The organism is Ruegeria sp. CE8 (genome assembly GCF_056537465.1).
The window spans coordinates 161,102-182,436 of the sequence record NZ_JBQFRP010000001.1 but is presented as its reverse complement, the minus strand read 5'-3'; the positions used below and the strand labels follow the sequence as shown (position 1 = coordinate 182,436).

Annotated in this window: 17 protein-coding genes; 6 read left to right on the top strand and 11 right to left on the bottom strand. The window is 57.8% G+C overall.

The genetic code is table 11. The features are described from left to right. Positions 1–98 precede the first annotated feature (98 nt). Entirely contained in the window at positions 99–1,331 is a 1,233-nt protein-coding gene (locus ACR0AA_RS00920) for an efflux RND transporter periplasmic adaptor subunit (protein ID WP_480660922.1), read from the top strand. Then, positions 1,328–5,125: an efflux RND transporter permease subunit gene (locus ACR0AA_RS00915; protein ID WP_480755272.1), complete on the top strand. Its 3,798-nt coding sequence runs from the start codon at positions 1,328–1,330 to the stop codon at positions 5,123–5,125. The genes ACR0AA_RS00920 and ACR0AA_RS00915 overlap by 4 nt, the downstream gene beginning before the upstream one ends. A 45-nt stretch (positions 5,126–5,170) precedes the next feature. Here ACR0AA_RS00915 and ACR0AA_RS00910 read toward each other — a convergent pair whose 3' ends face one another. The 4 genes from ACR0AA_RS00910 to ACR0AA_RS00895 form a co-directional block, all read right to left on the bottom strand. Next, positions 5,171–5,494 (bottom strand): hypothetical protein, encoded by a 324-nt coding sequence (locus tag ACR0AA_RS00910; protein WP_480660925.1) that lies wholly within the window; start codon positions 5,492–5,494, stop codon positions 5,171–5,173. Positions 5,495–5,627: 133 nt separating this feature from the next. Further along, entirely contained in the window at positions 5,628–6,320 is a 693-nt protein-coding gene (locus ACR0AA_RS00905) for a TylF/MycF/NovP-related O-methyltransferase (protein WP_480660927.1), read from the bottom strand. A 154-nt stretch (positions 6,321–6,474) separates the two neighbouring features. Further along, entirely contained in the window at positions 6,475–8,274 is a 1,800-nt protein-coding gene (locus ACR0AA_RS00900; RefSeq protein WP_480661208.1) for an ABCB family ABC transporter ATP-binding protein/permease, read from the bottom strand. A gap of 78 nt (positions 8,275–8,352) precedes the next feature. Next, positions 8,353–9,705, bottom strand: a complete 1,353-nt coding sequence (locus tag ACR0AA_RS00895) for a LysM peptidoglycan-binding domain-containing protein (RefSeq protein WP_480660929.1) — start codon at positions 9,703–9,705, stop codon at positions 8,353–8,355. A gap of 126 nt (positions 9,706–9,831) precedes the next feature. Here ACR0AA_RS00895 and ACR0AA_RS00890 point away from each other — a divergent pair, with 126 nt between their 5' ends. After that, entirely contained in the window at positions 9,832–10,383 is a 552-nt protein-coding gene (locus tag ACR0AA_RS00890) for an LOG family protein (protein ID WP_480660931.1), read from the top strand. A gap of 50 nt (positions 10,384–10,433) precedes the next feature. On the opposite strand, the gene ACR0AA_RS00885 is transcribed toward ACR0AA_RS00890, so the two are convergent. From ACR0AA_RS00885 to ACR0AA_RS00875, 3 genes are all read right to left on the bottom strand, one after another. Further along, positions 10,434–10,886 carry a baeRF12 domain-containing protein gene (locus ACR0AA_RS00885; protein ID WP_480660933.1) on the bottom strand — a complete coding sequence of 151 codons (453 nt, stop codon included), beginning with the start codon at positions 10,884–10,886 and terminating at the stop codon, positions 10,434–10,436. A gap of 303 nt (positions 10,887–11,189) precedes the next feature. Beyond that, on the bottom strand, positions 11,190–11,768 hold the full coding sequence (locus ACR0AA_RS00880) for a hypothetical protein (protein WP_480660935.1): 579 nt from the start codon (positions 11,766–11,768) through the stop codon (positions 11,190–11,192). A 205-nt stretch (positions 11,769–11,973) separates the two neighbouring features. Then, complete coding sequence (locus ACR0AA_RS00875) at positions 11,974–12,573, bottom strand: superoxide dismutase (RefSeq protein ID WP_480755271.1); 600 nt, start codon at positions 12,571–12,573, stop codon at positions 11,974–11,976. Between the two features lie 100 nt (positions 12,574–12,673). On the opposite strand from ACR0AA_RS00875, the gene ACR0AA_RS00870 reads away from it, so the two are divergent. After that, complete coding sequence (locus ACR0AA_RS00870; protein WP_480755270.1) at positions 12,674–13,435, top strand: FkbM family methyltransferase; 762 nt, start codon at positions 12,674–12,676, stop codon at positions 13,433–13,435. Between the two features lie 718 nt (positions 13,436–14,153). Here the strand turns inward: ACR0AA_RS00870 and ACR0AA_RS00865 are convergent. From ACR0AA_RS00865 to ACR0AA_RS00850, 4 genes are all read right to left on the bottom strand, one after another. Further along, entirely contained in the window at positions 14,154–14,720 is a 567-nt protein-coding gene (locus ACR0AA_RS00865) for a sarcosine oxidase subunit gamma (RefSeq protein WP_480755269.1), read from the bottom strand. Then, on the bottom strand, positions 14,713–17,727 hold the full coding sequence (locus ACR0AA_RS00860) for a sarcosine oxidase subunit alpha family protein (protein ID WP_480660942.1): 3,015 nt from the start codon (positions 17,725–17,727) through the stop codon (positions 14,713–14,715). Before ACR0AA_RS00860 ends, ACR0AA_RS00865 begins: the two co-directional genes overlap by 8 nt. A 67-nt stretch (positions 17,728–17,794) precedes the next feature. Next, positions 17,795–18,124: a sarcosine oxidase subunit delta gene (locus ACR0AA_RS00855; RefSeq protein ID WP_480660944.1), complete on the bottom strand. Its 330-nt coding sequence runs from the start codon at positions 18,122–18,124 to the stop codon at positions 17,795–17,797. Positions 18,125–18,200: 76 nt separating this feature from the next. Continuing rightward, a complete protein-coding gene (locus tag ACR0AA_RS00850) occupies positions 18,201–19,445 on the bottom strand; it encodes a sarcosine oxidase subunit beta family protein (RefSeq protein WP_480660945.1) in 1,245 nt (414 codons plus the stop codon). A 196-nt stretch (positions 19,446–19,641) separates the two neighbouring features. Between ACR0AA_RS00850 and ccmI the strand changes: the two genes are divergently transcribed. Then, the gene (gene ccmI, locus ACR0AA_RS00845; RefSeq protein ID WP_480660947.1) at positions 19,642–20,868 is read left to right on the top strand and encodes a c-type cytochrome biogenesis protein CcmI; all 1,227 of its coding nucleotides are present in this window, start codon (positions 19,642–19,644) and stop codon (positions 20,866–20,868) included. Then, a complete protein-coding gene (ruvX, locus tag ACR0AA_RS00840; protein ID WP_480660949.1) occupies positions 20,865–21,329 on the top strand; it encodes a Holliday junction resolvase RuvX in 465 nt (154 codons plus the stop codon). Before ccmI ends, ruvX begins: the two co-directional genes overlap by 4 nt. Positions 21,330–21,335 lie beyond the last annotated feature (6 nt).

The window sequence follows — 21,335 nt, the reverse complement described above, 5'->3', positions numbered from 1 at the left end:
AACTATTCAGTTTAGCGTGGAAAAGGTACATAATCGTCCCCACTTTCTAGCATGAGCGCCAAAATAACCTTGGCCAAGAATTCTGGGAGTAGTCCTGCATGCGATTGATTTCATTGGCAAATGCCGCCTTGGTGATTGTTATTCTGTTTTTGTTGGTTTTCGAACGTGACACTCTGTTTGCCTTTGCCGGACGAGCAGAAGCCGATGCTGGCCCCGAAGCCGGGACCGATTCCGGCGACGGAACTGCCGTGGATCAAGCGACCATCGGCGTAGTTGCCGTAAGGTCAACTGCGCGCGAAATTGACAGCGCCGTGCTGTTGCGTGGTCAGACGAAGGCAAATCGCCAGGTTGAAGTTCTGGCCGAAACCACGTCGACTGTCATCTCGGAACCCAAGCGCAAGGGTACTTTTGTCGAAGCGGGCGACCTGCTGTGCGAACTGGACCCGGGCACCCGCCCCGCCAGCCTGGCCGAGGCAATGGCAGGTAAACTCGAAGCCGAAAGTCGTATCCCCGAGGCCGAGGCCCGTCTGGAGGAAGCCCACGCCTTGGTTGCCGAGGCTCAGATCAACCTGACCGCCGCCAACAAGCTGTCCGAAACCGGGTTTGGTTCTGAAACCCGCAGAATCTCGAGCGAAGCGGCCATGCGGACGGCTGAAGCAGGGATCAAGACCGCCGAAGCCGGGCTTGAGGCCACGCGCGCGGGAATCGAAGCCGCAACAGCCGAAGTCGAAGCCGCTAAACGCGAGATCGACCGGCAGACGATCGAAGCCCCCTTCAAGGGCCTGCTGGAGAGCGACACCGCCGAACTTGGCAGCCTGATGCAGCCCGGTTCGCTGTGTGCGACGGTCATTCAGCTGGACCCCATCAAACTGGTCGGGTTTGTCCCGGAAACCGAGGTTAACCGTATCCTCGTCGGCTCTGAGGCGTCGGCGCAGCTTGTAACCGGCCTGCAGGTCGCCGGTCGTGTGACCTTCCTTAGCCGTTCGGCGGATGAAACGACCCGTACTTTTGAGGTCGAGATCACGGTTCCGAACCCGGAACTTGCTATTCGGGATGGCCAAACCGCCGACATCCGCATCTCGGCGGATGGTGCCAAGGCGCACTTCTTGCCGCAATCTGCATTGACCCTGAACAACGAAGGTCAGGTCGGTGTCCGTACGGTCGGCCAGGGCAACGTGGTCGATTTCCAACCCATCGTCTTGCTGCGTGACACTGCAGAAGGTGTCTGGGTCGGCGGCCTGCCGGAAACAGTGGATATCATCGTCGTCGGGCAGGAATTCGTGACTCGCGGTGTTACGGTTAAGCCCACATATCGGGAAGCTGCAAAATGACCGGAATAGTCAGTTGGGCCGCCGACCGGGCCAGAATGGTTCTGGCCTTCATCGCCATCTCGCTGGTGATCGGCGGGTTTGCTTATGTCAGCCTGCCGAAAGAAGGCGAACCGGATATCGATATCCCGATGCTTTTCGTATCGGTTCAGTTCCCCGGCATTTCGGCTGAGGACAGCGAAAGCCTTCTGGTCAAGCCAATGGAAACCGAGATGGCCGATCTCGACGGGCTGGACAAGATGACCGCAACCGCCGCCGAGGGCTACGCGGGTATTCTGATGGAGTTCGAGTTCGGCTGGGACAAGTCCGCCACCATCGCCGATGTGCGCGATGCGATGAACACAGCTCAGAGCAAGTTTCCTGACGGAGCCGAGCAGTACACGATCACCGAGGTCAATTTCTCGGAATTCCCCATTGTCATCGTCAACCTGACAGGGGCTGTCCCGGAACGCACAATGGCACGCGTCGCCAAAGACTTGCAGGACGATCTGGAAGCGATGGATTCCGTTCTGGAAGCTGGGATCGCGGGCAATCGGGATGAGCTGTTGGAGGTGATTATCGACCCTCTGCGACTTGAGGCATACAACGTCACAGCGGCGGAACTCATCGACGTCGTCCGCAACAACAACCAGTTGATCGCGGCCGGTGAGGTCGAAACTGAACAAGGTACATTCTCGGTCAAGATCCCGTCGTCCTTCAAAACCGCGCAGGACGTGTATGACCTGCCAGTCAAGGTCAACGGTGACCGGGTTGTCACGCTGGGCGAGCTGGCGCAGGTCAACTATACCTTTGAAGATCGCGAAGGCACGGCCCGTTTCAACGGTGAACAGACCGTCGCGTTGCAGGTGGTCAAGCGCAAGGGCTTTAACCTGATCGACACGGTCGAAGGGGTGAAAGAGACCATTGCCGCTGCACAGGCGAAATGGCCGCCCGAGATGCAGGCTGCCATCCAGCTTGGCACCTCGAATGACCAAAGCCGCATTGTCGATTCGATGGTCAGACAGCTCGAAGGCTCGGTTTTGACCGCGATCGCTCTGGTTATGATCGTTGTTCTGGCATCGCTCGGCACCCGCGCGGCACTGCTTGTGGGTTTTGCAATCCCAACCTCATTCCTGCTGTGTTTCGCCTTTCTGGCGATGATCGGGGTTACAATCTCGAACATGGTGATGTTCGGGCTGATCCTGGCCGTGGGGATGCTGGTCGATGGGGCCATCGTTGTCGTGGAATATGCCGACAAACGCATCAAAGAAGGCGTCGGCCCGATGCATGCCTATGTTGAGGCAGCACAGCGGATGTTCTGGCCCATCGTGTCGTCGACCGCCACAACGCTTTGTGCCTTCCTGCCCATGCTGTTCTGGCCCGGCGTTCCGGGCGAGTTCATGAAGATGCTACCGATCACCCTGATCTTCGTTCTGTCGGCATCGCTGGTTGTGGCTCTGATCTATCTGCCGGTTGTAGGCGGGGTCTCGGGGCGGGTGAGCCGAGTGTTTGACCGCATCTCTGACTGGTTGCGCGCGAGAACCGCATGGTGGGTACGTGCCATTATGATCCCGCCGGTTCTGTATATGATGTTCCTCGGCGCGATGCAGATGGTAAATCCCGATTACCTGATGCCCGGATCGTCCGCTGGCGGTGTGGTGCTTGGTGCCCTGTTGCTGATGTTCGGGGCCTTTGGCGGATCGATCACGCTGAGCGCGGCCAAAATTCAGCGCGCGCCTGATAACCATGTGCACACTGCCCGGGAACACACCAACTTTGGTTATGTGATGAAGTTCTTGGTCGGCAATCCAATCATGCCAATTGTGTCCATCGTGGCGATCGGTTTCGCTGTTGTCACGGTGATGACCGCCTTTGGTAACAACAATCGCGGTGTCGAGTTCTTTGTGGAAACCGAGCCGGAACAGGCCACGGCCTATGTCCGCGCACGGGGTAACCTTTCGCTGACGGAAAAGGACGCGATGGTTCTGGCCGCCGAAGAGATCATCAGCGCGCATCCTGCGGTCGTCAACGTCTTTGCCTTTGCTGGCGAAGGCGGGTTGAATCAGAACACCGGCGGTGCAGAGGCCCCGGCTGATACAGTGGGTCGTGTCCAGTTCGAGATCATCCCGTGGGAGGACCGGCCCAATCTGTCCGAACCGATTTTGGGCGGCCTGCTGGATCGCGAAACCATTGCGCCGGAATATGATGGAAACGTGGTTCTCGACGATTTGACTGCTGATCTGGCAAACCTGCCGGGCTTCATCGTTGATATCCAACCGCTGGAACAGGGTCCGGCCTCGGCCAAACCGGTTCACCTTCGCATCAGGGCGGATGGCTGGGAAGACCTGACCGCGGCCACCGTGGCCGCACGGGAAGTGTTCGATGAGACCCCGGGCTTGATCAAGATCGAAGACTCGCTCCCCCTGCCCGGCATCGACTGGCAGATCGACGTGGATGTCGCCAAAGCTGGCCGTTTCGGCGCGGATGTGGCGACCGTAGGCGCGATGGTTCAACTGGTCACGCGCGGGCTGTTGCTTGGCGAAATGCGCCCTGAAAGTGTGGACGAGGAAATCGAAATCCGCGTCCGCCTGCCCGACGAGGATCGGGTTCTGTCCACGCTCGATACGCTCAAGGTGCGCACACCCGATGGTCTGGTGCCACTGTCGAACTTTGTCACGCGTAAGCCGGTGGCCAAGCTGGCCGAGATCAACCGGATCAACCAGCAGCGCTATTACGATGTGAAGGCCGATGTTGAGCCGGGACTGAGCAAGGTTGTGACCGACAATCCGGACGGAACCGAACAGCGCCTGGCCGTTGTGCGTGAGGTCGTCGAAGGGGTCGAACCTGTCGGGGCAACCTTTACAGGTCCAACGGGTAAAACCTTTGAACTGGTTACGCTGACGGGAGCAGAGAACGTCGACGCCTTGCGTGCTGGTATCGACTCTGGTGACGCCCGGATCAGCCTGATCAACGCGAACGAACGCATCGCGGTTCTGACCGAATGGTTGAACACCAACCCGTTCGCCAACACCGTCAGCTGGGAATGGACCGGGGATCAGGAAGAACAGGCCGAAAGCCAGGCCTTCTTGTCCAGCGCGTTTCTGGCCGCCCTTGGGCTGATGTTCGTCATCCTGCTGGCGCAGTTCAACTCGTTCTACAACTCGGTTCTGGTTCTGCTGGCTGTTGTCCTGTCGACCACCGGTGTTCTGATCGGGATGATGGTCATGCAGCAGCCCTTCTCGATCATCATGACCGGGACCGGGATTGTGGCTCTGGCGGGGATCGTGGTGAACAACAATATTGTTCTGATCGACACCTATCAGGAATACAGCCGCTATATGCCCCGGATCGAGGCGATCATCCGAACGGCCGAGGCACGTATCCGTCCGGTTCTGTTGACCACGCTGACAACGATGGCCGGTCTGACACCGATGATGTTCGGCTTGTCGCTGGACTTCATCAACGGCGGCTATTCCATCGACAGCCCGACCGCGCTGTGGTGGAAGCAACTGGCGACTGCGGTTGTGTTTGGTTTGGGCATCGCGACGGTTCTGACCCTGATCGTGACGCCATCGTTCCTGGCCTTGCGTGTCTGGGTAACGACCTATGCGATCTGGACTGGCAAAGCTCTGGCACGTGTCACTGCCGGTCGGTCCAGCCAGGTCGCTCAGGACATGGCCGTTGGCCGTGCTGCTATGCAAGCCCAGGCTACAGAAGTCGTGTGGGATGATGAAGCCGTCGCTGCGGCAGACCCGGATACCCGGAAAGATGATCGCCCCGATCACCCGCCCAAAACGCCCCTCAAGGCGGCTGAATAACGTAAATGGCGAACCCCGGGGTTCGCCATTTTTCTTTGCGCAGGATTAATCGGTGAACACGTATTCACCCAGATCACACAGATCCAGGCCATAGTCTTCGACCAAAGAACCATCGTGGAAAGCGCCACGAATGTCGTAGATGCATGTGGTCAACCCGTCCGCGATAACAACGTCGGCTTCGTAGTCGGGGGCGAGGTAGCCGCCGCGCAGCAGGTTGCCTTCCCAATCACTGGACGACGCGGGCGAGACATTGAACTCGACCAGATCCGCACTGGAGTCATTTACCACCAGAAATTCAAGATCATCGGCAAATGCCGAAGTCGCCATAAGTACAGTTGCGGTCAACGCTGCTGCTGCACGCATTTTCATCAGTTATTCCTTTGTTTAGGGTTCGGTCAAAGCACCAAGCACTATGCCTGTCGGTAAATTGTCATCAACGAAAATATTCGTCAAATTAATCTTGAGTGAACGAAGTCAGATTGCACTTTGTGTTGCCGGGAAATCAGATCTTTGTTCCGATGATCCCGCCATTCTCAAGCGTAAAGAAAAATGGGCGCTTGAAGTCAGAGTTTTCGAAGAACTCATCAGTCGCTTTTCGAGCACCACTCCAGTGCCCATAATCATCGACAATAATCACTCCCCCTGGTGACAACCGGGGATACAAGACCTCGAGTTCCAATTTTGTTGAATCATGCCAATCCGTATCCAAACGCAGGAACGAAATCTTTTCAGGCAAGTTTTCTTCCTGTCTCAGCGTCTCCAGGACGTCCCCCTTGCAGAACTGAAACATGTCGGGGGCAAGATCAAAGCCCGCCAAATTGGATTTTACTTCCTGCAGCGACGCCAGGCACCAATCGGACCCTTCTTCAGTTTTCTTGCGCTCGAATTCATCCAAGGCCGGTGCGCCGGCCTGATCGACATCATCCTGCGTCGGTGCCGTCATGCCCGTGAAGGTATCGAACAAATAACACTTCCGCGGGTCGTTCCGGTGTGTGAAAACTTTAGCCGCGATTGCCACATTGCCCCCGCGCCACACACCACATTCGACAAAGTCACCAGGTATCTTTTGTTTGACGACGTGAAGCGCGGACAGCGCAGTGGCAAATGCCGAGTGGCGACCAACCATAGTCATTTTTTCCCTGCACACGGCGCGCACCAATTGTGCCTCCGGTCTGGAAAGTTCTTTCCTATCCATGCAGATACTCGGCCCCAGAAGAAAACTGAAATTTCATCGGCCACGTGTATTTCGTCCCGAAACGCGCGTCAATTACGGGCACAGAGTAGTCGGTCTGATCTGCTAACCGTCCTCGGCCCGTGCGCCAAAAGACACAGTGAACATGGCCGACGGATCAGGCGGCATCAGCTTGCTGGCGGCTCCACAGTTGCGCGTACCGGCCTTCGCGTCTCAAAAGCTCGTCATGGGTGCCCTGCTCCAGAATCTCACCCTGTTCCAGCACCACGATCCGATCCGCCTCGGCAATGGTGCTGAGGCGATGGGCGATCGTCAGAACCGTACGCCCCTCACCTGCCCGCGCCAGAGCGTCCTTGATGTCCTGCTCGGTGTCCGTGTCCAGCGCCGAGGTCGCCTCGTCCAGCAACAGGATTGGCGGATTCTTCAGCAATGTGCGCGCGATTCCGACACGCTGCTTTTCACCGCCTGACAGTTTCAGGCCACGTTCCCCAACTTTGGTGTCGTAACCTTCGGGCAGCGTAACGATGAAATCGTGGATCTGAGCGGCCTTGGCTGCGGTTTCTACATCTTCCTGCGTAGCGCCGTCGCGGCCGTAGGCGATGTTGTAGCGGATGGTATCGTTGAACAGCACCGTGTCCTGCGGCACCACACCGATGGCTGCATGCAGGCTGTTCAGGGTGACATCGCGCACATCCTGCCCGTCGATTTTCAGAGCCCCACCGGTCACATCGTAGAACCGGAACAGCAGACGCCCGATAGTGGACTTACCCGACCCGGTCGCCCCAACTATCGCAACAGTCTGACCGGCTGGAACCGTAAGCGAGACACCTTTGAGGATCTCCCGATCCGCATCGTAGCCAAAGCGGACGTTGTCCAATGTCACTTCGCCGCCATTGACCACTAGATCAGGCGCGCCGGGCTTATCCTTGACCTCGGCAGGTTGCTCCAGAAGATCGAACATCTGCCCCATATCGACCAGCGACTGGCGAATTTCCCGATATACGGTGCCCAGAAAGTTCAGGGGCACGGTAATCTGGATCATATAAGCATTCACCATGACAAAATCGCCGACGGTCAGCGACCCGTTCTGCACGCCGATCGCAGCCAGCACCATCACCCCAATCAACCCGCAAGTGATCAGAAAAGACTGTCCAAAATTCAGGAAGGCCAGCGAATACGCCGTCTTCAGCGCGGCGCCGGCATAGGCTTTCATCGAAACGTCATACCGGTCAGCTTCGCGCTGTTCAGCATTGAAATACTTGACGGTTTCGAAATTCAGCAAACTGTCGATGGCGCGTTGATTGGCCTCGGTATCCTGATCGTTCATCTCACGCCGCAGCTTCACGCGCCATTCCGTCACTGCGAAGGTGAACCAGATGTACAACGCGATGGTGACCGCGACGACAACCAGATACCAGACATCGAACAGCCACATCAGGATGATCGCAACCAGCAGCAATTCCAGGATCAACGGTCCAATGGAGAACAGCAGAAACCGCAGCAGGAACTCCACACCTTTCACGCCGCGCTCAATGATCCGGCTGAGTCCGCCGGTCCGGCGCGTCACATGGTAACGCATAGACAACTGGTGAATGTGCTGGAACGTCTCAAGCGCCAATGCACGCAGCGCACGCTGCCCCACCGGGGCAAAAGCCGCGTCGCGCAGTTGCTGAAAGCCAACGGTCATCATCCGCGCGACGCCGTAGGCGACGGTCAGGCCCACCGCACCCAGAGCCAAAGGCGGAACACCTTCGCCCGCCAGACTGTCGACCGCGCCTTTGTAAAGGATGGGCGTATAAACCGCGATCAGCTTGGCCAACACCAACATGCCCATGGCCAGCACGACGCGTCGTTTCACCCACGGTTGATCCTCGGGCCACATATAAGGCGCGACCTTCCGGATCGTGCGCCAACCAGAGCGGCGTTCATCGGGCGTGGGCATATCGGCTGAGGTCATCGGCGCTGTTCGTCTCATCACGTACCTGATCTGCGGTCAGAGATAGGCCCTGGACCCCGCAAGGGCCAGAGGCAAAAATTATTCCGGGATTGTGAAAATCTGCCCTGGATAGATCAGGTCAGGGTCACGGATCGAATCCCGGTTGGCCTCGAAGAGCCTGACATAAAGGATGCCATCTCCGAAACGGTCACGGGAAATGGCCCATAGCGTGTCGCCTTCCTGTACGGTAACCGAACGGATCGGGGGCGTTTCCTGCTCGTCCTCTGACACATTTGTACCCTCAGCGGCGCGAAGAACCTCAAGCGGCTCGCGTTTGAACGGGGTTTCCAATCGACTGACGACTGTGCCATCCGAAGCAACCTCATCCACACGCAGGGTGTAAACGCCCGGGTCGATCCCTTCGAGCTCACTGCGCCACTTACCGTCATCGACAGGGGAAAGATCGGCGACCAGTTGATTATCCAGATACAGCCGCACTGCAGACCCGTCCGGCACCCGACCGGTAAGTTCCACGTCGCCAACGTCCGAATACCCGATCGTATCCAAAGCAACTTCGTCCGATGCGCCTTGCTCTGACGGTGGCTGTACCAGCTCGACCCCGTCTTCACCTGAACGCAGGATGGCAACCTGTTGGTTCTGTTCGGCTTCCTCTGCAACCTCATCAGCTGCTTGCTCTGCCTGATCTTCGGTCGGCTCTGGCGTTGCTTCCGCCGTCTCAACTTCAGTCTCGGGCGACGCGGTCGCATCAGCTGTGGCTTCCTGTGCGGAGGTTTCCTCATCACTCGCTTCAGATGCGTCAGCGGAAGGCGTAGTTTCAGCCGTTTCAGCGCTCGCAACGTCCTGAGTTTCCGGCTGCGGATCAGGCAGGGCGGCAATCAGGTAGTCGTCCGAACGCACGGGCTGACCCTCGTCAGCTGTCTCAAGCGTCAGTCCACGCGCGTCTTCCGAAAACGGGATGGAAAGGAATTCTGCAAACTGACCCGTATCATCGACGGTAAAGCTGTGAACCGGTTCTCCGTCCAGCAAGACGCGAACATCTGCGCCGGGCTCAGCGTTGCCCGACAGGACCGTATTGCCATCCGGCTCAACAAAGATCTGGTCCAGCGTCGGCGGCGTTGTCCCGGCATCGACCTCAGCTGTTTGTTCTGCCGCCGGTGCAGGCTCGGCACTGTCCTGATCGCTCGCTGTTTCGGTGGTTTCCGGTTCGGCGTCCGACTGCGCCTGATCCTCAGCCGCCGGAGAACTGGTCGGAGCCGGGCTGGCCACCTCCGAGGTCTGAACTGCCACATCCGATTGCGACGTCGCGTCTTGTGAGACGTTCCCGAAGATGCCGGACAGGTACAACCCACCTGCCCCAACCAAAGCAACGATGCCGGCGATCACCCCCCAGGTGAAAGTTCCGGAGCTTTCGCTTCCCGACTTGGAGTTCATTCTTTTCCTTTCGCTCCGCAGCGCAAGTGCTTTGAGTATAACACATTCTGCCTGACGGTTGAGCCAATCTATCAATCCCGCTATCACGGGTCAAAAGCCCAGACACAAGCCCGGAGAAGCCATCTTATGTCTCAGAAATCTGTCTGTGTGTACTGTGGGTCACGAAATGGCGCGAATTCCGCGTATTCCGAGGCCGCGCGCACGTTTGGAGAGTTGCTGGCCAAGGAGGGCTGGCGGCTGGTCTATGGCGCCGGGGATGTGGGCCTGATGGGTGAAGTTGCGCGATCAGCGCAGGCTGCTGGCGGAGAAACCTTTGGCGTGATCCCGGTGCACCTTGTGAAACGGGAGGTCGGCAAAACAGACCTGACGCATTTCGTCATTACCGAAACGATGCACGAACGCAAAAAGGTAATGATCATGAACGCCGACGCTGTCGTTGTGTTGCCCGGCGGACCTGGATCGCTGGACGAGTTGTTCGAGGCGCTGACATGGCGGCAGCTGGGCCTGCATGACAAACCCATTCTGGTCATGAATGTGGATGGCTATTGGGATGCGCTGCATGACTTGCTGCAGCAGGTCATCGGTCAGGGATTTGCGGAACAATCGCTATCAGAATTCATCACGTGGGTCGAAGATCCAAACACCGCAATGTCCACGCTGAGACAGGTGTTGACGTAATCGGGCAGAACAACGGGCGGTCAAAGCCGCCCGTCTTTTTTTGGCAAAACTCAAGTTGCGGGTGCCAGACGGTTTCTCAGCACCTGCTCGACCTTGTGAAGTGGGTGGTTGGTCAGGGTTTTGTCGACTTCGGCAATAACCTTGGCCAGCACTTCACTGTGCAACCGCCGACGCAACAGCCCCAGAACATGCGGGCTGGCCACCAGAACCAGTCGGTTGTAGGCCCCTTTCAACCCTTTGCGGTTCAGAAGATTGGCAACATCCTGAACAAATAGGGATTTCGCATGGGTTTTCCATTTGTTTTCTTCGACCGCAGATTTCTGATTTGGCGCCGTGTCGAAACGACGGCCAGCCCGGTCAGAAGGCTTCGTGTTTGGTCCGTCGCTTTCTTCCACCGATACGACAACCAGATTTGGGTCTTCGGCGTCCGTGACGTTCTCCATGAACAGCGCCTTTTCCCCGTCGGCAATAACAACCCATGTTCCCTGTGCAAGTTCGACCATTGTGTTCTCCTGTAGTGGCGTTTTCTTAGCCATCCCTCATGCGTCAGACACACCTCACCCGAGACGCGCCGACGATGATCAGCGCGTTGCCTGACGGTTTTCTTAGTGGTTCGCGGCTCTCTCCCTCCGCCCACTTTAGCTAGGTATTGCCGGGCGGCGTACAATAGGTCTCAATTCGAAAGTTGACGTATCGGCAGGTTTTTTCCTGCGGTGGCTTCACGGGGTCATGTCAGCACTGTCAAACGGAACTTTTCGATGACGTCCACTATGCGGACAACGCTGCCGTTCAGTCGTGTAAATTTCCTACCCAGCGAAAGTACAAAACTCTGTTTGGTACTGGGTTAGAAGTGCCAACAGTTGGCGAGCTTGCGTTTCATCGGAGATCGAACCCATGGAAAAAAGCACAGATGAGACCGCTCGTTCGATTTCTACAATAGATGAGGGCTGTGTTCGACTTATCGGAGTGTAGGGAGGTAAGAAATGTAGTTCGAACATGGCTATCCCTTTTGAGGATTCATCTATATCAGCTTCGAACGAAAGCTCTTCACCAAGAGATACTGTCGGGCTAGGCACCAGCGTGCGACTGAGGTCAAAGGTGATTTCAGTTAGAATTTCCTCTATACCGCTTCGCTCATCAACGCTGGTACGTCTTGCAGTAATTTCGCAGCTCTGAACGCGCATCTCTTGCCGGAATATTCTAGAAGGATTGTGCTCTGACAAAGAGCCAATTTCTGTGTTGGAAAAGGCTTGCTGTGATGTTGTAGATACCCTCTCAATTTCTCCGGCAAGTAAATACTGATTTTCAGCATCTTGGGTATTTTCTGCGAAAGTGGCCGAACCAACGAGAACGAGAACAAGAGCTAAAACTTTGTTAGGTATCATTACTTTGCAATTTCCAATTCGAATGTTTATGCCAAGATAGAATTATATACTGGTGCGTCAATCAGCTTCCGCTTTGGGCTCAAACCAGTCGTTCGATGCCGGGTGCAAACACAAAATCGGTACTGGAGTAACGCTCCGCCAAACACAAAAAGGCCTGCCGGCGTCTCCACCAGCAGGCCCTTGATTAACCCCACGGGGTCAATGATCACATGCGCGATGCAACGTTCTCCCAGTTCACCAGGTTGTCGAGGAAGTTCGACAGGTACGCCGGACGCTTGTTGCGGAAGTCGATGTAGTACGAGTGCTCCCACACGTCGCAACCCAGCAGAGCGGTCTGACCAAAGCACAGCGGGTTCACGCCGTTCTCGGTCTTGGTCACGGCCAGCGAGCCGTCTGCGTTCTTGACCAGCCACGCCCAGCCCGAACCGAACTGACCGGCGCCAGCGGCGCTGAACTGCGACTTGAACTCGTCAACCGAGCCAAAGCTTTCGGTCAGCGCTTTTTCCAGCTCACCGGGCACGGCGTTGCCACCGGGGCCCATCATTTCCCAAAACTGGTTGTGGTTCCACAGCTGGCTGATGTTGTTGAAGATGCCATTCTGGGCGACAGCGTTTGCGTCGTAGGTGCCAACGATGATCTCTTCCAGCGACTTGCCGTCCCACTCGGTCCCGGCGATCAACTTGTTGCCGTTGTCGACATAGGCCTTGTGGTGCAGGTCGTGGTGATATTCCAACGTTTCCGCGGACATACCCTTGGCTGCCAGCGCGTCATGTGCATAAGGAAGATCAGGAAGTTCAAAAGCCATATCGGCCCCCTGTTTAAATGTAAGTTGCGGTTCCCAAGGTTAAATGCTTTGGCAACCGCCGCAGGTCAAGAGCCGAGACAAGAAAACCCGGAGGCAGGCGATGCTGACCAAGGCGCGCAAAATGTTTTACCGCGCCCGCGGATACTATGCGGGCAACCTGAATGGCGAGCCATTCCGCCTGGACCCCTACCATTCGAAGTTCTGGCGCAAGGCGTCCGCGGGTAATTGGGAACCCGAAACCTTCGCGATTCTGGACCAATTCCTGTCGCCCGACCGCGACTATCTGGATATCGGAGCGTGGATTGGTCCCACGGTTCTTTACGGGGCTCGCAAGGCACGGCATGTGTGGTGTTTTGAGCCCGATCCGACGGCATATCGGCATCTGGCCTGGAACCTGGATCTTAACGATATCGAAAACGTCTCGGCGTTCGGCGTTGCATTGTCGGATCAGTTTGGCGTCGCCCGCATGGCGTCGGTGCGCGGAGAGCCCGGAGACTCCACTAGCTCGCTCCTGCATGACGGCACCCACGGCAACGACGCACTGACGATCGCATGGGATCAGTTCGAAGCGGCGAATGAGCTGTCGAATGTTTCAATCGTCAAAATGGACATTGAGGGAGCGGAATTCTTTGTTTTGCCGACCTTGCTGTCGTGGTTGAAGAACATCCGCCCTGCTTTGTACCTGTCGCTCCACGCCCCCTTGCTTGCAGAAGAAGAGCGGTTAACCCACATGTCCATACTGCTGGAAAGTTTGTCTTTTTACTCCAAAATCCACGATGCCAAAGGGCAACTTCTGGATATCGGCGATGTAATGAGCGCAGCAAACATGGCGCGGTATCATACTCTTCTTTTCACCGAGTAGAGTGCGACACTGCAACTTCCCGAATTAGCTGAAGTTATCTTGAAAAAACGAAAATACCTGCTGAGTTTCGTCTACGGATAAATAGTAGGAAACCTCATGAAATCGTTTTTTTAGCCGCTGTCGCAGGGGTTCTCACCGCGCAAACAGCATTTGCGTCGGCCGCAAGCTACGAATGCCAGATGACCAAAACAGATAGCAGAGGATGGATCTGCGCCACAGTACGCGTTTCAGATCGACTCTGAAGACGGGACGGCGCTGGTTGCTGACAAACCGGAATGGGTCAAAACGCGTTAGCATTGTCATTCGGACCGCAAGTTGCGGCTTCTGAAACGCTCATCTACGAGTGCCAGATCGCCAATCAAAGCAGCCGTGGGTGGGTCGCCCGCAGTAATCCTTAAGGATCGAGACCGGTTCGAACAAAGCGAAATACGCGGCCGTTGGACAAAGCCATGCGCCCAGCAAGCTCAGGGTCGACGCATAAGGCCGCAATCGTATGCGGTGGCAAGAAAAGCCAAAGGCCGCAAATGGTCAAAAATTTTTGGAGAGACTGCTTCGCCAAACTTGACCCAAAGAAGGCCACCATTGAGTTGCGCGGCGCATTCGTTCAACGCTGGATCAAAAAACCTCCTGCAACGACCGGAACATGCCTTCTCAAAAAGAGTTAACTCGAAATACCGAAAGCCCCAATCCCTTGGGGCTTTCGATTATCACTTGTAGATCAGTAAACCCCGACTTCACTGCCCGGCTGCGCCGCAACCTTAAGCAGTTTGAACACGTAGTCAGCAGCAGACCGGAAACAGACAACGCGGAAGGTTTCGGCGTCATCCATCCAGAATGCGCCCGCCACCTGCGCAAGGCGCGAGCGGCGGATCTGGCCGGGTTGGAACGCCTCGGCCGACAACTCAACCGGAGCCAGCTTGCCCAGCACTTCACGCGCGTTCGCGCCAGAGATGCGGAAAACCGCCCGCGCGTCCGAGACGTTGACTGCCAGAGCATGCGTGCCGCTTAGCGCGTTGGTCATCGCGGCCAGTTTGGCCTCGACCTCGGCATAAGGCACCAGGACCAGCAATTCGTCGGTAGACATCCAGCAGACGCCAGTATCACCGTTGACCAGAGCTTCGCGCTGACTGGGCACGTTCTGACCGGTAGCGTCCTTGACGGCCTTGGCCAGCACCTTGTCGGACAGCTCGCCCCGCAGGGTGATCATACCCTGCAGGCCGGTTTCCTCGACCTTGGCGATGCCGTCATAGCTGGCGCGGTTCAGTGCGCTGATGGGTTCAGACATTCTGCTTCTCCCCGTCCTTGTCGAAGAAGATCGGGTCCACGATCTTAGCTTTGTAGGTTTTGCCGTCGGTGCCCGGGAATTCAACGATCTCGCCCATCCGGTCTGGACCGTGCTTGATCAGGCCCATCGCGATGCCCTTGCCCAGATTGGCCGAATAGTAAGTCGACGTCACACGGCCGATCATGTTGCGCTGACCGTTGGCGTTGACGCCCTCGCCGACTGCGTAAGCTCCGTCGGGGATGACAGAACCATCCACAGTCTCGAGACCGACCAGTTTCCAACGCTCGGGATCTGCCATGTGGCTACGCGAATGGGCGCGTTTTCCGAGGTAGTCCTCTTTCTTTTTCGAGAGCGCCCAATGCAGCCCCAGATCCTGCGGGATCACTGTGCCGTCGGTTTCGTCCCCGATCATGATAAAGCCCTTCTCGGCCCGCAGGATGTGCAGACATTCGGTGCCGTAAGGCATGACTCCGAACTCTTTACCTGCCTCCATCAGCGCATCCCAGAAAGCCTGACCCTGGCTGGCAGGAACAGCGATTTCATAAGACAGCTCACCCGAGAACGAGATACGGTATGCACGGCAATCGAACTCACCGATCTTGCCGTCCCGCCATTCCATGAACGGCAGCGCCTCTTTGCTGACATCCATGCCACCCAGCTTTTCCAACACCTTGCGGGCGTTGGGGCCGACCACGGCGACCTGAGCGTATTGCTCGGTCACGTTGGCGACGTAGACTTTCCAGTCCCACCACTCGGTCTGCAGCCACTCTTCCATATGGCCGTGGATACGTTCTGCTCCGCCGGTGGTTGTGTGACACAGCCAGGTGTCCTCGTCGATACGAGCAACAACGCCGTCGTCGATCAGGAAGCCGTTTTCCGAGCACATCAGGCCATAGCGACATTTGCCGACTTTCAGCGTGGACATCATGTTGGTGTACATCATGTCGAGGAACTTGCCGGCGTCCGGGCCTTTGACGATCAGTTTACCCAGTGTCGACGCGTCCAGCAGGCCGAGGTTTTCCCGAGTGTTTTTGACCTCGCGGTTCACCGCGTCATGCACGGATTCACCCGGGCGCACATAGGCATAGGTCCGGCGCCAGTGGCCGACCGGCTCCCAGTCCGCGCCGTTCTTGTCGTGCCAGTCGTGCATCGGAGTTTGACGGATCGGCTGGAACACCTCACCGCGCGCTTCGCCACCGATGGCCGCCAGCGAAATCGGAGTGTATGGCGGGCGGAAAGTGGTAGTGCCGACCTTCGGAATTTCCGATTCCAGCGCATCAGCAAGGATCGCCAAGCCATTGATGTTGCTTAGCTTACCCTGATCGGTCGCCATACCCAGCGTGGTGTAACGCTTGGTGTGCTCAACGCTTTCATACCCTTCGCGCGCAGCCAGTTGAACGTCCGATACTTTGACGTCGTTCTGGAAATCGAGCCAGGATTTCATGCGCAACTGGACTTCGGCATTGGCTGGCATGAGCCAAACGGCTTCCATCGGGGCTTCTGCCGTCGTTTCACCAACAGGCGCCTTGGTATTCTTGGGCTTGAAACCCGCAGCCTTCGCCGCAGCTTTTCCTGCCGCCTGCGCGTCGGTCAGAACGTCAGCCAACGCCAGCGGACCGTTCGACGAACCAGCGGCCAGAACAAACCCTTCGCCATTGGCACCCAAGGGCGGACGCGACGGGTCGGGACGGAAATGGGCATTGGCCTCATCCCAGATCAGCTTGCCGCCGCAATGCGACCACATATGAACGACCGGAGACCAGCCGCCCGACATGGCAACCGCATCGCACTCAACTTCCTCGCGAGCGCCACCGACGCCTTCCTGATTGCACAGGGCGACCTTCTTGACGCGCTTGCCACCTTTGACCTTTGCAATGGCCTTACCGGGGTCAACACGGATGCCAAGCTGACGCGCCTCTTCGGCCAGAGGACCAGCTGCGGCACGGGCATCGACCACGCGAATTACGTCTACACCGGCTTGTTTCAGGATGATTGCGGTGCGGTACGCATCATCGTTGTTGGTGGCAACGATCACTTTTTCGCCCGGCGCCACACCCCAGTTCACGACGTAGTCGCGCATCGCCGAGGCCAGCATCACACCCGGCACATCGTTGCCTGCAAAGGAAAGCGGACGTTCGATGGCACCGGTGGCAGTAACGACCTGCTTGGCACGAATGCGCCACAGGCGGTGACGCGGGCCTTGTGTGCCCGGTTTGTGGTCGGTCAGACGCTCATACCCCAGAACATAGCCGTGGTCATAGACACCAGCGCCCATGCAGCGATTGCGCATGGTGACGTTGTCTATTGTTACCAATTCGGAAACCAATTGTTCCACGAACTTATCCACAGGTTCGCCGTCGATGGTGCCCCCATCAACCGGAGCACGCCCGCCCCAATGGGCGGTCTGCTCGATCAGCATAACCTTGGCACCGGACTGCGCCGCTGCTTTGGCTGCCTGCAGACCGGCAACACCGCCACCGATCACCAGTACATCGGTGAAGGCGTAGAAGTGTTCGTAGGTGTCCGCATCGCGCGAGTCCTTGTCAGGCGCTTTGCCCAAACCGGCGGACTGACGGATAATCGGCTCGTAAACGTGCTTCCAGAACGGTTTCGGATGGATGAACGTCTTGTAGTAGAAACCGGCCGGCAGGAACCGGGCGAAAGCGGTGTTCACGGCACCGATGTCGAACTCGAGGTTCGGCCAGTGGTTCTGCGACACTGAGGTCAGGCCATTGAATAGCTCGGTCGTGGTGGCGCGCTGGTTGGGCTCGAACCGGTTGCCCTGCCCCAGACCGACCAGAGCGTTCGGCTCTTCCGCGCCGCTGGCGACAACGCCGCGCGGACGGTGGTATTTGAACGACCGGCCCATCATCATCTGGTCATTGGCCAGCAGAGCCGAGGCAAGCGTGTCGCCCTCGTAGCCCTGCATCGAGGTGCCGTTGAAGGTGAAGGTGACCTGTTTCGACCGGTCAATCAGCCGGCCTTGTTTTGCGAGACGGGTGCTCATGTTGCGGACCTTTCGCAGGTGGAGGTGTGGGAGCCTCCGGCGGGAGTATTTTTGAAAAGATGAAGCATCAGGAGAACTCTCTCCACGTCCATCCCGGACGTTTGGCAGAGATTGCGTCCTTGATCTCTTGCGGCGGCTCGGTGGTCTGGGCGGAATAGGTTCCAAACACTTCGAGCGTCTGAGTGCAGCGCGCGGCATGGAACCACTTGCCGCAGCCATTGCTGTGGCGCCAGCGTTCGAAATGAACGCCCTTGGGGTTTTCGCGCATGAACAGGTAGTCGTGGAATTCATCATCCGACGATCCGGGGCCATAGCGCTTCAGATGCGCCTCGCCACCGGCGGCCAGTTCAGTTTCTTCGGCATCGACGCCGCAATAGGGACAGTTCAGGATCAGCATGTGATCATCCTTTTGGCGGTTGGTCGGCACTGTGGCCGACCAGAATTCTGTTATCGGGCAACTTTGGGCCGAGCCCTTAGTGTGCCACCCCGGCGGCGACGCTTTCGTCGATGAAGCGGCCCTCTTTGAACCGGTCCAGCGAGAAGGCTTCTGTCAGCGGTGAATGGCCCGTGGCCATCAGCTGCGCCATACCCCAGCCCGAGCCAGGGATGGCCTTGAAGCCACCAGTGCCCCATCCACCGTTGATAAAGCAGCCTTGTAGCGGCGTCTTTGACAGGATGGGCGAGCGGTCGCCGGTCATGTCCACGATCCCGCCCCACTGCCGCAGCATCTTCAGGCGCGAGATCATCGGGAAGGTCTCGACCAGCGCGCGGACCGTTTCCTCGATATGGTGGAACGAACCGCGCTGAGTGAAGTTGTTAAACCCGTCAGTCCCGCCGCCAATCACCATCTCGCCCTTGTCGGATTGCGACATGTAGCCGTGCACGGTGTTGGCCATCACCACAACGTCCATGCAGGGTTTGATCGGCTCGGAAACCAGCGCCTGCAGCGCAATCGCCTCCAGCGGCAGGCGGAAGCCTGCCATTTCGGCCAACTGACCGGAGTGACCCGCCACGACGATGCCCAGCTTGTCACAGTCGATTGCGCCCTTGGTGGTGTCAACGCCGACAACGCGTCCATTGTCAGACCGTACGCCGGTTACTTCGCACTGCTGTATAATGTCCATACCCATCGCCGAGCACGCCCGGGCATAGCCCCAGGCCACCGCGTCGTGGCGCGCGGTGCCACCGCGTTCCTGCCACAGCGCGCCCAATACCGGATAACGCGGACCGTCGATGTTGATGATCGGCACCAGCTGTTTGACGCGCTCGGGACCGATCCACTCGGTCTTTACGCCCTGTAGTGCGTTTGCATGCGCCGTGCGCTGATAGCCGCGAATCTCATGCTGTGTCTGGGCCAGCATCATGACGCCGCGCGGGCTGAACATGATGTTGTAGTTCAGGTCCTGACTCAGGTCTTCGTAAAGGCTACGCGCTTTTTCATAGATCGCTGCCGACGGGTCCTGCAGATAGTTCGAGCGGATAATGGTCGTGTTCCGGCCGGTGTTGCCACCGCCCAGCCAGCCCTTTTCGATCACGGCGACATTCTGGATGCCGTAGTTCTTACCCAAGTAATACGCGGTGGCCAAACCATGGCCGCCAGCACCGACAATGATGACGTCGTATTTCTTCTTGGGCTCGGGCGAACGCCAGGCGCGTTCCCATCCGGTGTGATAGCGCAGCGCTTCGCGCGCTACAGCAAAGGCTGAATAGTGTTTCATAGGCGAATCCATCCGGTTCGGTGATTGGGCGAAGATATGCCGTGTAACGATACTAAGCCCCTGCCGCGCAACGCCGTAATATCGCACTATTGCGACATAGGCTCCATTATTGCGACATGAAGGTGCCCAGCGGCCATTTGTCCCTTTTTTCGGCCCGCCGAGAGGTCTAAGTCAGGGCAGCCATATCGGAGAAGCCATGACATTCTGGGCCCTGATCATTTTAACCGCACTGGTGACGGCAGTGTTCCTGGGATTTTCCATGCTGCGGGGGCGCGACACACGCGAACCAGCTGCGGCCTATGACCTGCGCGTTTATCGCGAACAACTGGCGGGCGTGGACAAGGATCTGGCCCGTGGCGTTATCGGTGAAGCAGATGCCGAGCGCGTGCGAACAGAAATCTCGCGACGCATTCTGGCGGCGGACGCCCAGATGCAAGCACAGGGGAAACAGGTCGGACCACCGCGCTGGGTTTCGGTCACGGCAATCGCTGCGGTTGGCCTTATTCTGGTTGGCGGCGCTTCCTGGATGTATGATCGGATGGGTGCGGCGGGACTTCCGGACCAGCCCCTATCGCTCAGGCTTGAGATGGCTGAAACCCTGCGCGCAGAACGCCCCAGTCAGGTTGAATTCGAAGCGACCGCGACACCAGCGCCCCAACCTGAGCTGGAAGAGAGTTATGCAACTCTGTTGAAGCAATTGCGGGAAACCGTGGCTGCGCGTCCCGACGACCTGCAAGGCCATATTTTACTGGCCCAACACGAGGCGAACGCGGGCAACTTTGTGGCGGCTTACGTGGCGCAGCAACGTGTGATTGAGCTGTCCGGCGACACCGTTCCCGCAGATGCCTATTCGCACTTGGCCGAGATGATGATTTTGGCCGCAGGCGGATATGTTTCCCCTGAAGCCGAAGAGGCGCTGAGACAAGCTCTGCAGAGCGATCCGCGCCATGGACCCGCCCTGTATTATCTGGGACAGATGATGGTTCAGGTTGGACGCCCCGACATCGGATATCGCATCTGGGTCGACGCGCTGCGCAATGCGCCTTCCGGCGCGCCATGGGCAGAGGCGATCTATGCGCAATTGGATGAGCTGGCCTTCCGGGCTGGCGTTTTCAACGCGCCCGAGGTTCAGGCTCCTGCGGCATCCGGCCCCAGTCAGGACGATGTTGAGGCCGCCGCCGCGCTGACCCCGGAAGAACGCCAGGAAATGATCCTTAGCATGGTCAATCAGCTCTCGGACCGGCTGGCCAGCGAAGGCGGCGCGCCCGAAGATTGGGCTCGGCTAATCGCCGCTCTCGGCGTTCTAGGTGAAGGGCAGCGCGCCATCGACATCAAAAACGAAGCCATGGAAGTATTCGCCGGAAATGCCGAGGCGCTTGAAATGATCGACGCCGCCGCGTTGCAGGCCGGAATCGCCCAATGATCCTTGACGAGTTCGAAGATTTTGCGGCCACGCTCGCGCCCATGACTGCCCTGATGGGGTTGGATTTGGGTGAAAAGACCATTGGCGTGGCTGTCTCGGACCGGATGCGCGCCGTGGCGAGCCCGCTTGAAACAGTTCGGCGCAAGAAATTCACGCTGGATTCAGCCAGGTTACTGGACATTATTGCCGACCGGGAAATTGGCGGTGTCATTCTCGGTTTGCCGAAAAACATGGACGGCACCGAAGGTCCCCGCTGCCAATCAACCCGTGCTTTTGCCCGAAACCTGTCCCGCCTGACCGAGGTTCCCATCGGATTTTGGGACGAACGACTCAGCACAGTAGCGGCAGAAAAGGCACTGCTTGAGGCGGATACGACACGAAAACGTCGCGGACAGGTTATCGATCACGTCGCGGCTGGCTATATTCTGCAAGGAGCGCTGGACAGGCTGCGCTTTCTTTAGTGGCAA

Excerpts from the sequence above, each read along its gene's own strand:
- ACR0AA_RS00860 (WP_480660942.1), bottom strand. The coding sequence starts at position 17,727 with ATGAGCACCCGTCTCGCAAAACAAGGCCGGCTGATTGACCGGTCGAAA.
- ACR0AA_RS00875 (WP_480755271.1), bottom strand. The coding sequence starts at position 12,573 with ATGGCTTTTGAACTTCCTGATCTTCCTTATGCACATGACGCGCTGGCA.
- ACR0AA_RS00895 (WP_480660929.1), bottom strand. The coding sequence starts at position 9,705 with ATGAACTCCAAGTCGGGAAGCGAAAGCTCCGGAACTTTCACCTGGGGG.
- ACR0AA_RS00915 (WP_480755272.1), top strand. The coding sequence starts at position 1,328 with ATGACCGGAATAGTCAGTTGGGCCGCCGACCGGGCCAGAATGGTTCTG.
- ACR0AA_RS00900 (WP_480661208.1), bottom strand. The coding sequence starts at position 8,274 with ATGACCTCAGCCGATATGCCCACGCCCGATGAACGCCGCTCTGGTTGG.
- ruvX (WP_480660949.1), top strand. The coding sequence starts at position 20,865 with ATGATCCTTGACGAGTTCGAAGATTTTGCGGCCACGCTCGCGCCCATG.
- ACR0AA_RS00855 (WP_480660944.1), bottom strand. The coding sequence starts at position 18,124 with ATGCTGATCCTGAACTGTCCCTATTGCGGCGTCGATGCCGAAGAAACT.
- ACR0AA_RS00910 (WP_480660925.1), bottom strand. The coding sequence starts at position 5,494 with ATGAAAATGCGTGCAGCAGCAGCGTTGACCGCAACTGTACTTATGGCG.
- ACR0AA_RS00920 (WP_480660922.1), top strand. The coding sequence starts at position 99 with ATGCGATTGATTTCATTGGCAAATGCCGCCTTGGTGATTGTTATTCTG.
- ccmI (WP_480660947.1), top strand. The coding sequence starts at position 19,642 with ATGACATTCTGGGCCCTGATCATTTTAACCGCACTGGTGACGGCAGTG.
- ACR0AA_RS00870 (WP_480755270.1), top strand. The coding sequence starts at position 12,674 with ATGCTGACCAAGGCGCGCAAAATGTTTTACCGCGCCCGCGGATACTAT.
- ACR0AA_RS00865 (WP_480755269.1), bottom strand. The coding sequence starts at position 14,720 with ATGTCTGAACCCATCAGCGCACTGAACCGCGCCAGCTATGACGGCATC.
- ACR0AA_RS00890 (WP_480660931.1), top strand. The coding sequence starts at position 9,832 with ATGTCTCAGAAATCTGTCTGTGTGTACTGTGGGTCACGAAATGGCGCG.
- ACR0AA_RS00880 (WP_480660935.1), bottom strand. The coding sequence starts at position 11,768 with ATGATACCTAACAAAGTTTTAGCTCTTGTTCTCGTTCTCGTTGGTTCG.
- ACR0AA_RS00885 (WP_480660933.1), bottom strand. The coding sequence starts at position 10,886 with ATGGTCGAACTTGCACAGGGAACATGGGTTGTTATTGCCGACGGGGAA.
- ACR0AA_RS00905 (WP_480660927.1), bottom strand. The coding sequence starts at position 6,320 with ATGGATAGGAAAGAACTTTCCAGACCGGAGGCACAATTGGTGCGCGCC.
- ACR0AA_RS00850 (WP_480660945.1), bottom strand. The coding sequence starts at position 19,445 with ATGAAACACTATTCAGCCTTTGCTGTAGCGCGCGAAGCGCTGCGCTAT.